The sequence below is a fragment of the Bradyrhizobium niftali genome (assembly GCF_004571025.1).
Classification (GTDB): domain Bacteria; phylum Pseudomonadota; class Alphaproteobacteria; order Rhizobiales; family Xanthobacteraceae; genus Bradyrhizobium; species Bradyrhizobium niftali.
The window spans coordinates 141,735-152,467 of record NZ_SPQT01000024.1; the positions used below are offsets into that span (position 1 = coordinate 141,735).

General features: G+C 61.7%; 13 protein-coding genes and 4 pseudogenes. 6 read left to right on the forward strand and 11 right to left on the reverse strand.

What is annotated here, in order from left to right; all coding sequences use genetic code 11:
* Window positions 1–2: 2 nt before the first annotated feature.
* Both E4K65_RS33270 and E4K65_RS33275 read right to left on the reverse strand, forming a co-directional pair.
* Entirely contained in the window at window positions 3–950 is a 948-nt protein-coding gene (locus E4K65_RS33270) for an ImmA/IrrE family metallo-endopeptidase (protein WP_235885816.1), read from the reverse strand.
* Between the two features lie 104 nt (window positions 951–1,054).
* Entirely contained in the window at window positions 1,055–1,822 is a 768-nt protein-coding gene (locus E4K65_RS33275; protein WP_135177715.1) for a hypothetical protein, read from the reverse strand.
* Between the two features lie 241 nt (window positions 1,823–2,063).
* Here E4K65_RS33275 and E4K65_RS33280 point away from each other — a divergent pair, with 241 nt between their 5' ends.
* Window positions 2,064–2,489, forward strand: coding sequence for a hypothetical protein (locus tag E4K65_RS33280; protein WP_135177716.1), 426 nt, complete (start codon window positions 2,064–2,066; stop codon window positions 2,487–2,489).
* On the opposite strand, the gene E4K65_RS33285 is transcribed toward E4K65_RS33280, so the two are convergent.
* A complete protein-coding gene (locus E4K65_RS33285; RefSeq protein ID WP_135177717.1) occupies window positions 2,475–3,056 on the reverse strand; it encodes an ATP-binding protein in 582 nt (193 codons plus the stop codon). The genes E4K65_RS33280 and E4K65_RS33285 overlap by 15 nt on opposite strands.
* A 258-nt stretch (window positions 3,057–3,314) precedes the next feature.
* On the opposite strand from E4K65_RS33285, the gene E4K65_RS33290 reads away from it, so the two are divergent.
* Window positions 3,315–4,280, forward strand: a complete 966-nt coding sequence (locus E4K65_RS33290) for a hypothetical protein (protein ID WP_135177718.1) — start codon at window positions 3,315–3,317, stop codon at window positions 4,278–4,280.
* Between the two features lie 84 nt (window positions 4,281–4,364).
* On the opposite strand, the pseudogene E4K65_RS48915 reads toward E4K65_RS33290, so the two are convergent.
* The 4 genes and pseudogenes from E4K65_RS48915 to E4K65_RS48925 all read right to left on the reverse strand — a co-directional run.
* Window positions 4,365–4,496, reverse strand: a pseudogene (locus E4K65_RS48915) (Y-family DNA polymerase); the annotation flags it as partial.
* Window positions 4,493–5,218 carry an SOS response-associated peptidase gene (locus E4K65_RS33300; protein ID WP_135177719.1) on the reverse strand — a complete coding sequence of 242 codons (726 nt, stop codon included), beginning with the start codon at window positions 5,216–5,218 and terminating at the stop codon, window positions 4,493–4,495. The pseudogene E4K65_RS48915 and the gene E4K65_RS33300, both read right to left, overlap by 4 nt.
* 3 nt (window positions 5,219–5,221) lie before the next feature.
* Window positions 5,222–5,672, reverse strand: a pseudogene (locus tag E4K65_RS48920) (hypothetical protein).
* Window positions 5,673–5,717: 45 nt separating this feature from the next.
* Window positions 5,718–6,112: pseudogene (locus E4K65_RS48925) on the reverse strand (hypothetical protein).
* 142 nt (window positions 6,113–6,254) lie between these two features.
* Between E4K65_RS48925 and ku the strand changes: the two are divergent.
* The 3 genes from ku (at window position 6,255) to E4K65_RS33325 (ending at window position 8,428) form a co-directional block, all read left to right on the forward strand.
* On the forward strand, window positions 6,255–7,187 hold the full coding sequence (gene ku, locus E4K65_RS33315; RefSeq protein WP_135177735.1) for a non-homologous end joining protein Ku: 933 nt from the start codon (window positions 6,255–6,257) through the stop codon (window positions 7,185–7,187).
* A gap of 276 nt (window positions 7,188–7,463) precedes the next feature.
* On the forward strand, window positions 7,464–7,967 hold the full coding sequence (locus tag E4K65_RS33320; protein ID WP_135177720.1) for an NUDIX hydrolase: 504 nt from the start codon (window positions 7,464–7,466) through the stop codon (window positions 7,965–7,967).
* Complete coding sequence (locus E4K65_RS33325; RefSeq protein ID WP_135177721.1) at window positions 7,964–8,428, forward strand: metallophosphoesterase family protein; 465 nt, start codon at window positions 7,964–7,966, stop codon at window positions 8,426–8,428. The genes E4K65_RS33320 and E4K65_RS33325 overlap by 4 nt, the downstream gene beginning before the upstream one ends.
* 54 nt (window positions 8,429–8,482) lie before the next feature.
* On the opposite strand, the gene ligD is transcribed toward E4K65_RS33325, so the two are convergent.
* Window positions 8,483–9,430 (reverse strand): non-homologous end-joining DNA ligase, encoded by a 948-nt coding sequence (gene ligD / locus E4K65_RS33330; protein ID WP_135177722.1) that lies wholly within the window; start codon window positions 9,428–9,430, stop codon window positions 8,483–8,485.
* Between the two features lie 38 nt (window positions 9,431–9,468).
* A pseudogene (locus tag E4K65_RS33335) lies at window positions 9,469–9,570 on the reverse strand (non-homologous end-joining DNA ligase); the annotation flags it as partial.
* A gap of 104 nt (window positions 9,571–9,674) precedes the next feature.
* Here E4K65_RS33335 and E4K65_RS33340 point away from each other — a divergent pair.
* Entirely contained in the window at window positions 9,675–9,863 is a 189-nt protein-coding gene (locus E4K65_RS33340) for a DUF3606 domain-containing protein (RefSeq protein ID WP_135177723.1), read from the forward strand.
* 25 nt (window positions 9,864–9,888) lie between these two features.
* On the opposite strand, the gene E4K65_RS33345 is transcribed toward E4K65_RS33340, so the two are convergent.
* Both E4K65_RS33345 and E4K65_RS50065 read right to left on the reverse strand, forming a co-directional pair.
* Window positions 9,889–10,167, reverse strand: coding sequence for a hypothetical protein (locus E4K65_RS33345; protein ID WP_135177724.1), 279 nt, complete (start codon window positions 10,165–10,167; stop codon window positions 9,889–9,891).
* A gap of 338 nt (window positions 10,168–10,505) precedes the next feature.
* Window positions 10,506–10,724: an HNH endonuclease gene (locus tag E4K65_RS50065; protein WP_430649046.1), complete on the reverse strand. Its 219-nt coding sequence runs from the start codon at window positions 10,722–10,724 to the stop codon at window positions 10,506–10,508.
* Between the last annotated feature and the right edge of the window lie 9 nt (window positions 10,725–10,733).

Sequence of the window (10,733 nt, forward strand, 5' to 3'; positions counted from 1 at the left end):
GTTCAGCCATTCGGCATTCCCATGATCGTTCTTAGAAACTCTGCGGAATCATCGCTCAGTGCGGACCAGTCGATCTGATCTTCCGCAAAGCCGTTCACCTCGCGCCAGACTGGCTTCTTCTCGGAGTAGATGTGGCGCAAGGCCGCCATGGCGCGAGCCCAGTTCTCGGTGCGGTAGGCGTAACAGAGAGCCAGCGTTCCGGGTTCGATGCCCCGCTTTGGACCTTCTTCCTGGACGGCTGCCGCAAGCTGCCGTGCGCCGAACTTGCCGATGTTGGTCCGGATGTCGGGTTCGGGGGAGCCGGTCAGCAGAGCGAGCGCGTACCTGTCGGCGGCCTTCTCGTCGTCGTCTTCCTGTTCGCTTTCGATTGGATCGTCGAGGTCCACGATGGCCGAAGCGCCATTGAGATGGCCGAGCGAGGCGTGCCCCAGTTCGTGCGCCAGCGTGAATGCCACCGGCGCCGGGTACTGCGCATCCTTTCCCAAGAGAACTGCGAAGCGTCCGTTGGCCTCGACGACCATCGCATGCATCGCCTTCGTCGCGAGGGGAAACACCCGAAGGTGGATGACCGGGATGCCGAGTGCCCAGCAGGTCGCCAGAAGAGACGTGAGATCGACGAATGGCGCGCCGCCGTCTCGTATCGCGTCACGAAGTTCTTCCGCCGAAGGCGGGCGGATGGCCGCCTCGCCGACACCCTGAAGAAGGAGGTGTGCGACCGCCACCCCGAAGGAGGCGAGCGCGGCTTTCTGCACGGCTCCTTCGCCAGACAGGTGCTTGAACCGTGCCGTATCGTGCCAGACGAACTCCACGCGATCGTTCGACAGGGCCTTCGGCGACACCCCGAGCTTGCGGGCAAGGGCGAACCGCAATTCGGCGCGGGCCGAAGCCGATCCGTCCGCCTCTTCGCTCCACCAAGTCGGCCACGCGGCGTCGATCGCCTGATCGCTCAAGCCGGCGTCTTTCAGATCCTTCCTGAGTTTGCCCGACTCAGCCGCCACCTTGTCACCGCCCGTCCGCCGCTGATTCCCGTTTCGTTCTACACGCTTCTAGGAGACTAGAACAGCCTGCGCTGAAGTTCGGTCGCGCTCGAAGGTCCCGATCGCAGACCGGAGACTATCCGCAGCCACTCGCTTGGGGTTACGGACAACAGGTTCGCTAAGACCCGTTCGAGCATCGATCGTCGATCCGCGGTGAGATCGATCGGGTCGCCCAGCCGGACCCAATATCCCTGCCCGAGCTTGGCCCTGAGATTTACCTTGTATGCGGGAGCAGGCGCTTCGCTGGTGACGCGCCGCAATAGGGCGGTCACTTGCGACGCGCCCACGGCTCCCCCCGTGTCGGAGACGTTGCGGTAGGCGCTCGGATCGAACGGTCCGAAATCGCCCAGCCTCAGCTCCCGGTCGGATCGGCACATCAACGCATAGTGGACGTTTCTAGCCCGTATGCCGGCATCGGCTCTACTCGTGATCAGGGTGGCCGGCGGCAGGGGCTGCTCCCGGCCGGAATGATCGAAGAAAGACCGCCAGATGCGAAGGCGGCTGGGGGCGACATCGACCGCTTTCGGGCGGGACTTCATGATCGAGAAGACGACGTCGACATCCGCGCCGGCGCGGGCGAGTTGGGGGATGGACCGGGAGGGCGCATTGCCCACGCCCCAGCAAAACACGCCGTTCCCGGCCGAGCGTTCGAGCTCCTTCCTTCCGACGATCGCTTGAAGCTCCTGTCCGGCCTCGGTCTGCATGCGCGACCAGCAAATGGTCTCGGTCAACGACGCGCGCGGCGGAGAACTTTCAAGCGGCAGCGATCGGGTACGGGCAAGCATCGGCATGATCCTGAATTCTTCCCAAAGACCGTAAACTCTGGTCAAGCGAGACGCAAACGATATACGGTGACAGCCCCAGTAATTGCTGTGTATAGATGTGTTGAAAGCCGGTGGAAATCCTGTTGTTTAATTTTTCCCATACCGTCCCATGAGCGCTGGTCGCGAGCCAAACTGGAACCCGGTATCACGGGTGCATCCCTCGGTCTGGACGGAGGTCGTGGGGTTGTCTTCGAAGGATCGGATGTCCATTCCGCTGATGGCCCGGCGGCGTCTGGAATGGCTGTCGGCCGGGACGACCGAGCTCCTGGCGATCCTCGAAGCGGACGGATCGGCCGAGGTCGTGTCGTGGAGGGGGGAGGGAGCGGACCGGATCGCCCAGATCGAAGCGGTCCTGCAAGGTCTCACTGAGCCCGATCGAAGCGAAGTCGCGCTTGCGGCGATGGACCGGTACATTCGGCTCCGCCTCGACGGCACAGGACGCATGGTCCTACCGACGACGCTGCTCTCTCACCTCGAAGCGGTCGATCCGCCGGCTCTCCGGCTGGTGGTGCGCGATAGCAGATTGTGGTTCTGGTCGGAACGACAGTGGCGCGCAGGCCAGCTTGGGCGATACCTGCAGATAGCGAAAGCCATCGAAGATCGCAGCCGCAATTCAGGAGCGCGATAGTCTCGCGACGAGTTGAGCTGCCAGTTGTTCGCCCGGCACCGCGGAGTCGAAGAAGTGTATCGCCGTCCCGAGGTGCATCCCGTAGGTTATGGCGACGCTGGCCTGAAGTTGCGCGTGGAAGCGCGCTTCCTCTTCTGTGATCCGCGGTCGCCCCTGCGCGTTGGCGGCGATGCGTCGGAGCGCCACCTGCGGTTCGGTGTAGAGCACCCAGATCTGGGTAGGTCCGAGCTTTTCAAACTCCTTAAGGCTGTAGGGCGTCACCCGGTAGCCGTAGCTTTCCTTGGTGACGGCGTGGCTGTCGATGATGACGGGGCGGGTCGCCCTGTGCGTCGCGACGAAATCGAGCAGCTCTCGATCCACCGCGCGGACGTCGTCGAGGGTTATCGCTCGCGCAGACTGAGACCGAAGGTCGGCCTGATCGGTCACCTGGCCGGAGCCCGCAAGCCTTGCCGTCAGTCGCTCGCCGAATTCGAAGATCTGGAGATCCGCGATCTGCGATTTCAAAGCTCTGGTAAGCGTACTCTTGCCGGTGGCCGGCGCTCCGGTGAGATAAACCACTTCAGCCATACGAACTCCTCGTCGCCACTTTGCCGCCCTCGCTTGCCGCAATGACCAACTTAGTTTAATCCCAACTGGCCGCAAGCCGCGCCGATATCCTCAAGCAGAAGTGGCGGCGTCGTGGTCGGCTCAGTTGCAGACTTCGGTGCGGACGGACGATCCTCCACGTAATGGTGCCCGACCAGTAGGCGCAGGCGGAGCGAGGTGGCATGGACCCTGTTGCATCGCGGCGATAGTGTACACGCCATCGTCCAACGGATAGCCCGCATGATCGTGAATGTCCCGACGCCGCAGGCCTTGAACGATGTCGCGCTGCGGCTGTACTTCTCGGCCTGGTCGTCCCTGATCTACATCCGAGCCCACTTCGACGAGACGTTCCCGCCGGGCGAAGATCCTCGACCGGAGAAAGGCGATTGGGCCGAGGAGTGGTCGGAATACATTCAGGGCTATCAGCCTGAATTTCAGGCCGTGTGTTCGGTCATTCAGCAATCGAACGAACTGGCTTTGAAGGCGAGGATCTGTGGGGTGAGCCCATACCTCCTGCTGCTCAACAGCAATCCCAAGTTCAGCGCTATACCTGGCGACATCGACTTCTCCGAGTTGCGGACCATCGACGCCTCCGATCTTCCAGCATCGGTGAATTCCCTCTGCAACAAAGCGCTGAGCGACGACTACGTCCGGACATACAACGAGATCCGATCGCTCAGAAACAAAATCGCGCATTTGGGTCACGCGGGCTCCAACTTCGAACCGGACAAGCTTCTGGAAATCCTCGTCGACCAGTACATCGAGCTCTGGAGCGACAGAGCGTGGCTCACGGACCGCGTCAACTTCGCCTCGCGCACCGGCCTGGCCTTCTTCCAGGACGGTAAGTACACGTCCGCGGCCGCCGAGGTCATGTACGAGCTGCCGCTGATCTTGTCCGCGGTCAAGAAAAGCGCGTTCAAGAAGCTCTTCGGCATTGAGAAGACCACGCGCAGATATCTCTGCCATGCCTGCGTTGCGGACGCTTCCGTGCGGTATCACGAGGTCGACCCTGTCCGATGCAGGACAGCCTATCTGAAGGACAAATCCACCCTCCATTGTTTGATGTGCAGCGCCGACTATCCGGTCGTGCGGGAAGCCTGCGGCACGGACAAATGCAAGGGAAACGTGATCAGTCGGAGCGAGCATGCCGAGTGCGACGTCTGCCATTCGCGCGGATCGGAGCAATCCGGGCGTGGTGGGTCATAGTCGGACGTCAGCGACTCTCCGCATAACAAACCTGCCGATACAGTTCGCGCTCTAATATCGTTAAGTCAGGCTGGACATACTCGCAAGCGCCACCGGCTTGCTACGGAGGTCCGGATTATCCCGCCGCTCGACCGATGCGTAGAACGCATCCATGTCGACGCGGATGATCTTGCGCTGACGGGACGGGCCCGATCCCTTATCGTCGTCGTCCGTCACGCCGGCAGCCCGGCCGGGTCTTCCTTGGCGCCGCGGGCAACGATCCGGAGCGTTTCGTCCGGAAGCGGCCGCTGCAGGTTCAGGGCTTGGTCCGGAGGTGCCGTCATCCAGACCTCGACTTCCTCCGGCGTCGTCAGAATCACCGGCATCGCCTTGGGATGGATGGCGCCGACCTCAGCGTTCGGCTCCGTCGTGAGGAACGCGTAGAGGTCGTTGGTCGTCTCGCCTTCCTTGATCTTTCGAACGGATGTCCAGTTGGTCCAGATGCCGGCGAAGCAGGCGAGGGGACGGGTTTCATGGAGCGCGAACCAGATATCGCCGCCCTCGGCCTTGTTGAACTCGCTGAAGGAATTAAACGGCACCACACAGCGGTTTTCGGCGCCCAGCCATCTCGTCCAGTGTTTGCTTTTGACATTCCGGATATTGGTCGTCCCGCCATCCGGCTCCATTCTGAGCAATTCCTTGAAATCCACTGCCTTGCCCTTGGCCTGCAGTTTCTCGGCTCGTTTCTTGGTTGCGTCCATCAATGCCTTTGACGACGATGGCATTCCCCACCGCGCCGTGGCGAGCTCGCGGCCTTCGGCTCCATTGCGCACGATCGGTGCCTTGTAGTCCGGGAACACGCCGGGCATCGGCGCCAGATTGCCGACGTATCGGTTCACGACGCGGAACAGCGCGCTGATCGCGGCCTGGTTTGTCGTGATCGAATAGAGATTGCACATCAATCAGGTTTCGGTTCGAGGGTGGCGAGGCTGCCAAGCCAACTGTAGCAGAGTCGCGGATGGACGCCGGCTCGCCTTGGCGCATTTGCGGCAGCGCAGCCGGCTGGCGAGATCGTGCACGAAGGTGGTTGGCGGATGCTTCATCGCCGCGAGGTCGACGTCGCTCGGCGTCTTGCAGCGCGTGCACCTGATCTCGAGCCAAGGGAAGCCTCCATTCACAGCCTGGTCGATGGTGGGCGATGGATCGATCGGTTCGCCGTCGCTCCACATCCGCTCGTTCCAGCTTTCGCAAAGCAGCTTGTCAGCTTGCTGGACCAGGGCTTTGCCCTTGGCTCGGATTCTCCGCCGATTGGGCAGCAAGCATGTTGGCCATCGCACGCGCCTTGCCGAGCTCTTTGGCCAGAGCCTTGCGATCGCCGCCCGACAGGGGCGTGGGGTGATACTTTGGGGCCATCCGGACATTCAGGCGCTAAGAGATCGGAACGGCAATCGGGAAAAATTACGGCGTCTCGAACGCCGGCCAGCACCCGTCTTCTTCATGCCTGCCGGTTGCGCTGCTGGCAGGTGTTGTCGAGCAACCGCTGCGCCACGTCCTTCCAAAGCGCGTTGTCGCCATACAATCGGACTGCATCGGCCTTCTGGATTTCCACGGTCCGCTCGCAGCGGCGGCAGGAGACGCGCAGCACGTGGCGTTGAATCTCAGAAAGACGTCGCTGCCGCTTCTGGGCGCCGCTCTCGTCGGCGCGAGGAGCTTTCAGGACCGATTCCCAATATTCCGCCGGAAGTGGCACATCTAGATCCGCCGCAGAGGGGGCCGGTCTACGGGCAGCTTCCGCGGCCAGTTTCCATCTGCTTCGGGGTCGGCATGCGCCAGCTCGCGGGTCGATCGGTCATTCCGAATTAGAACATAAAAAGAACAAAAGTCGAGTCCTCCAGACGCTCATCGAGAAAAAATCATCCTGTTGGACGGGGCGCGGTGTCGGAACCAAGCCCGGCCGTTCGTCTTGAATCCGGCACCAGTATGGAGTTCCCCGCAATGGCCCCCCGCGCTAACTGGAAAGGCTTCCTGCGTCTTTCCCTCGTCACCTGTCCGGTAGCGCTCTATCCGGCCACCTCGGAATCCGAAAAAGTCTCGTTCAACCAGCTCAACCGAAAGACCGGCCACCGCATCAAGTACGCCAAGGTGGACGCTGATACCGGTGAGGAGGTCGACAACGAAGACATCGTCAAGGGCTACAAGGTCGACACCGACACATTCATTGAGGTGACGAAGGAGGAGCTCGAGAACGTCGCGCTGGAATCGACGCGAACGATCGAGATCGACGAGTTCGTCGACCGCAGCGAGATCGACCCACGCTACCTGATCCGCCCTTACTACTTGACCCCAGATGGCAAAGTCGGGCACGACGCCTTCGCCGTTATCCGTGAAACCATCCGCGAAATGAACAAGGTCGCGATCGGTCGCGTGGTGCTGACCAATCGCGAGCACATCATCGCGCTGGAGCCGCTGGACAAGGGGCTGATGGGGACCTTGCTGCGCTATCCCTACGAAGTCCGTTCTGCGGATGAGTATTTCGACGATATCCAGGATGTAAAAGTCACCAAGGACATGCTTGATCTTGCCAAGCACATCGTCAATCAGAAGGCGGGTCATTTCGAGCCGGACAAGTTCGAAGACCAGTACGAAACCGCCCTTATCGATCTCATCAATCAGAAGCGCGCGGGCAAGCCCATCGCCGCGAAAGCGCGTCCTCGAGGTGAGAACGTCGTGGACCTGATGGACGCGCTGCGCAAGAGCATCGGAAGAGAGGGCGCGGCAGCTCCAGCGGCACCCAAGAAATCAGGAAAAAAGCCGCGCAAGGCGGCGGCCGGGCAGAAGGAAATGCTGATGCCGATCACCGGCAAGAAGCCGGCAAAGGAGACCGCGGCGAAGAAGCCGGCGGCCAAGCCGCAGCGGAAGTCGGCTTAGGCGTCGTGAAGTATCCGGTGACGACGGACGGCCACTACTTCGTTGTCCGCCGCAGGCTTTGGCGAATGGCTAATCCCATCTCAACGAGGTCACCCGAGATCATATTGTCGGCCGTCTAGTGGCGGCCCGGCGGGTCGGTGCGCGCGCCAGCAAGGCGGCCGACCGCGAGGCCGAAGCCGCGCTGCACAGGCTCGTGGACGAGGCTAAGCAGCGAGCGCGGTCCAGTATGGCAGGACGGCTCGCCGGCGCTCGACTGCTCTGCAAAGTAGGAGCGATATGGCTGCGGTGAACAAGACTTCCAGGAGATCGACCGTGAGCGCGGGCATTCTCGCATACCGCAAGGGAGCGCGGGGCCTCGAGGTACTGCTCGTTCATCCCGGCGGTCCGTTCTGGCGCAACAAGGATGATGGCGCCTGGTCCATTCCTAAGGGCGAAATCGATCCCGATGATGCTCCGGAAAACGTCGCTCGACGCGAATTTGCCGAAGAACTCGGCCCGAGCGCTTCGATTGGTCCGCTCCAGGCGCTGGGGGAAGTCCGATCGCGAGGAGGCAAGCGCGTCATTGCATTCGCCGGCGAGGGACACTTTGATCCGGCAGCGCTGACCAGCAATACCTTCGACGTCGAATGGCCGCCTCGAACCGGTCGACGGCAGAGCTTTCCCGAAGTCGACCGCGCGGAATGGTTTGATATCCAGTTAGCGCGGACCAAGATGCTGTCCGCTCAGGTAGAGTTTCTCGATCGTCTTTTGGCAATCGCGGTTGAGAGCGCCGGGAAATGATCTTCAGGATTGGAATCATTTCGGACACGCACGGCCTGTTGAGGCCCGAGGCGGAACGAGGCCTGGCGGGCGTCGATCATATCATCCATGCCGGCGACATCGGGCGGCCCGAGCTCGTCGACGCGCTTCGCGGGATCGCACCCGTCACGGCCATTCGTGGAAACGTAGACAATGGCGAGTGGGCTCGCGACTACCCCGACACGAAACTCGTACGTCTGGCGGGCAAGTCGATCTACGTTCTGCACGACCTGAAGACGCTGAAGGTCGATCCCGGCGCCGGCATCGACGTCATCATCTCCGGGCATTCCCACGTGCCGAAGATCGACACGGTCGGTGGCATTCTCTACCTGAATCCCGGCAGCGCGGGACCTCGCCGTTTCAAGCTGCCGATCACGTTTGCGACGCTCGAACTCACGCCTGACGGCATGCGACCGGAAATCCACGACCTTGGAGGCGAATGAGTGTCGGCGGAGGGTGCGTCAATCCTTTTTGCCGGCTTTCGCCGAAGGGAAGCACTACTTGCGCGGACGTTCTCGCTCACGCACGACGTCCTTCGCCCGCTTGTCAGACCTGAGCCCGAGGTAGACGGGCTGGCGCAGTTCGCCCTTACTCGTCCACTCCGCAAATTTGACCTCGGCAACCAACGAGGGCTTGACCCAGGTCGTGGCAGCCTCGTCCTTCACTTTGGCAGGGAAGGGTGATTTCGAGGTCGTCAGCTTCATGAGCTTGGTATGGAGGTCTTCCAGGACCTTGTGGCTGAAGCCAGTACCAACATGTCCGATGTAGCGCCATGTGTCGTCTTCCCGCACGGCGAGGACCAGGGCGCCGAAGTATGGTCTTGTACGCCTCGGCGCCGTGAAGCCCGCGATCACCACTTCCTGCCGCTTTGCTGTCTTGATCTTCAGCCAATCCGCCGTCCGGCTTTCGGACGCATACGCGCTGTCGGCGCGCTTCGCCATGACGCCTTCCAAGCCCTTCCGCTCGGCCTCGGCGAAGAATTTCGTGCCGCTCGCTTTGCGGTGTCGGCTGAAGGTGATCAGCCGGTGACGCGGCAAGATCGCTTTCAGCCGTTCCTTGCGCTCGAGAAGAGGCTGTTTGCGCAAGTCAACTGTGTTCTGAAACATGAGATCGAACGCGCAATACAGGAGCTTCGCTTCATGCCGCAGTGCGTTCTGAAGTAGCTGGAAATGTGAGACGCCGTCCTTTCCGATCGCAACGAGTTCGCCATCGATCACGGCGTCGCCCTTCACGCCTTCCAGCGCTTTGGCGACCTCAATATAGCTGCGGCTGATGATCTTGCCGTTGCGGCTGTAGAGCGAGACCTTGCCCCGCCGGATTTCCGCGATCATCCGGAAGCCATCGTACTTATCCTCGAAAACCCAGTCGGGGTCGTCGAACGGCGCGTCGGTGAGCGTAGCGAGCATTGGCTGTAAGCGCTTGGGCAGGGTCGACGTCCGGCTCATTCAAGGGCCAATCCTTCAGTGCGTGTTGCGTAATGCAGGGACGGCACCTTATCGCTCGAGGTGGCCAGGGCCGGTTCGATGAAGCCGGGGAAAGGCGCCTTGACGCCGATAACCGCCTGCTTTTTACGCTGAAACGCCACCGAAGAACTCCACGCTACAGCCGATTCAAATTGGCACAGTTCGAATCGTTCCGGAACCTGCGAATCCCTGTCGCGTTGCTTCGATGTCACAACAGGAGGCACCCATGGCGGGAGCGAAAAAGAGCAAAACGGCGCGCGGACGAAGGCAGGACCGGGCGCGGGTGGCAGGCGGGCAGGACTACGAAGTGCAGTACGAGGCAAAGAAGACGGGAAGGTCGGCGCGAGCGGTGAAGAAGGCCGTCAAAAAGGTCGGCAACGCGCGCAAGCGCGTGGAGAAACGGCTGGGCCGCTGAGGCGGAGAAGGGTCGGGGTCGGGGCCTAGAGCCGGTCCTCCTCGTCAGGAGGGCATTCTGGGCAGGTATCACCAATCGAGTCCAGCGCGTCGCGAACCGCGGCCTCCGCTGCTTGACGGGATACGTCTGCTGGCGGATCTCGACGGGCGATGTCGAAGGCCCGCTCTCGTGCATACGGATCGGCACGGTCTTGCATCCAACCGTGCTCCTCGCACTCGCGGATGGCGCCGGCTTCGTTCAGCACGTTGATCGCCCAACCGCGCAGGGTGCGGAACGCTGGCCGTCTTTGCTCGGTCATCAGCATTGAAGGTTCTCCCACGCTGAGACGAATCGTTTAGTCCCGCAGGCGTTCCCCATCGCTAACACACGACTGGGATTCCGGATCGTGGGATCTCGTGGTCCTTCAAAGGCCGAATTTTCATCCCAGCCAGATGCTAGGGTGGGCAAGAACGAACAGAAGAACCGTTTTCCGATGCTTCAGACGTCCGAGCTCAGGTGGTTGCTTCTTGCTCCGTTTTGCGCGTGCGGCTGTCGCCGCACCGCACTCTGGTGAACCGAGCCGCGCAGCGTCTCGGTAGGGTAGGCGCGGGACACCTCGAAGAGGATATCCCTACGCCTCCCCCCAAACCGTGCGGGCACCTTTCAGTGCACACGGCTTTCCGTACGCGCATGCTCTCGACCGGAGACGGCTGTACGGCATGACGGGCACAGGACAATGGTCTTGCGCCGCCAACCGGACCGTTTCCAGACCGTCAGCGATCCGCTTCGCAAGTCTCCTAGCCGGCGGAGATGATGCATCTCGAATGGTCCCGTCGTATCGCTGCACGCTTCGCACTTGCGAGCGTTAAGTCGATCGATCAGATCATTTGG

What these genes read in the sequence shown, in the direction of transcription:
- E4K65_RS33275 (WP_135177715.1), bottom strand. Translation starts at nt 1,822, where the DNA reads ATGCTTGCCCGTACCCGATCGCTGCCGCTTGAAAGTTCTCCGCCGCGC.
- E4K65_RS33280 (WP_135177716.1), top strand. Translation starts at nt 2,064, where the DNA reads ATGTCCATTCCGCTGATGGCCCGGCGGCGTCTGGAATGGCTGTCGGCC.
- E4K65_RS33285 (WP_135177717.1), bottom strand. Translation starts at nt 3,056, where the DNA reads ATGGCTGAAGTGGTTTATCTCACCGGAGCGCCGGCCACCGGCAAGAGT.
- E4K65_RS33290 (WP_135177718.1), top strand. Translation starts at nt 3,315, where the DNA reads ATGATCGTGAATGTCCCGACGCCGCAGGCCTTGAACGATGTCGCGCTG.
- E4K65_RS33300 (WP_135177719.1), bottom strand. Translation starts at nt 5,218, where the DNA reads ATGTGCAATCTCTATTCGATCACGACAAACCAGGCCGCGATCAGCGCG.
- ku (WP_135177735.1), top strand. Translation starts at nt 6,255, where the DNA reads ATGGCCCCCCGCGCTAACTGGAAAGGCTTCCTGCGTCTTTCCCTCGTC.
- E4K65_RS33320 (WP_135177720.1), top strand. Translation starts at nt 7,464, where the DNA reads ATGGCTGCGGTGAACAAGACTTCCAGGAGATCGACCGTGAGCGCGGGC.
- E4K65_RS33325 (WP_135177721.1), top strand. Translation starts at nt 7,964, where the DNA reads ATGATCTTCAGGATTGGAATCATTTCGGACACGCACGGCCTGTTGAGG.
- ligD (WP_135177722.1), bottom strand. Translation starts at nt 9,430, where the DNA reads ATGAGCCGGACGTCGACCCTGCCCAAGCGCTTACAGCCAATGCTCGCT.
- E4K65_RS33340 (WP_135177723.1), top strand. Translation starts at nt 9,675, where the DNA reads ATGGCGGGAGCGAAAAAGAGCAAAACGGCGCGCGGACGAAGGCAGGAC.
- E4K65_RS33345 (WP_135177724.1), bottom strand. Translation starts at nt 10,167, where the DNA reads ATGCTGATGACCGAGCAAAGACGGCCAGCGTTCCGCACCCTGCGCGGT.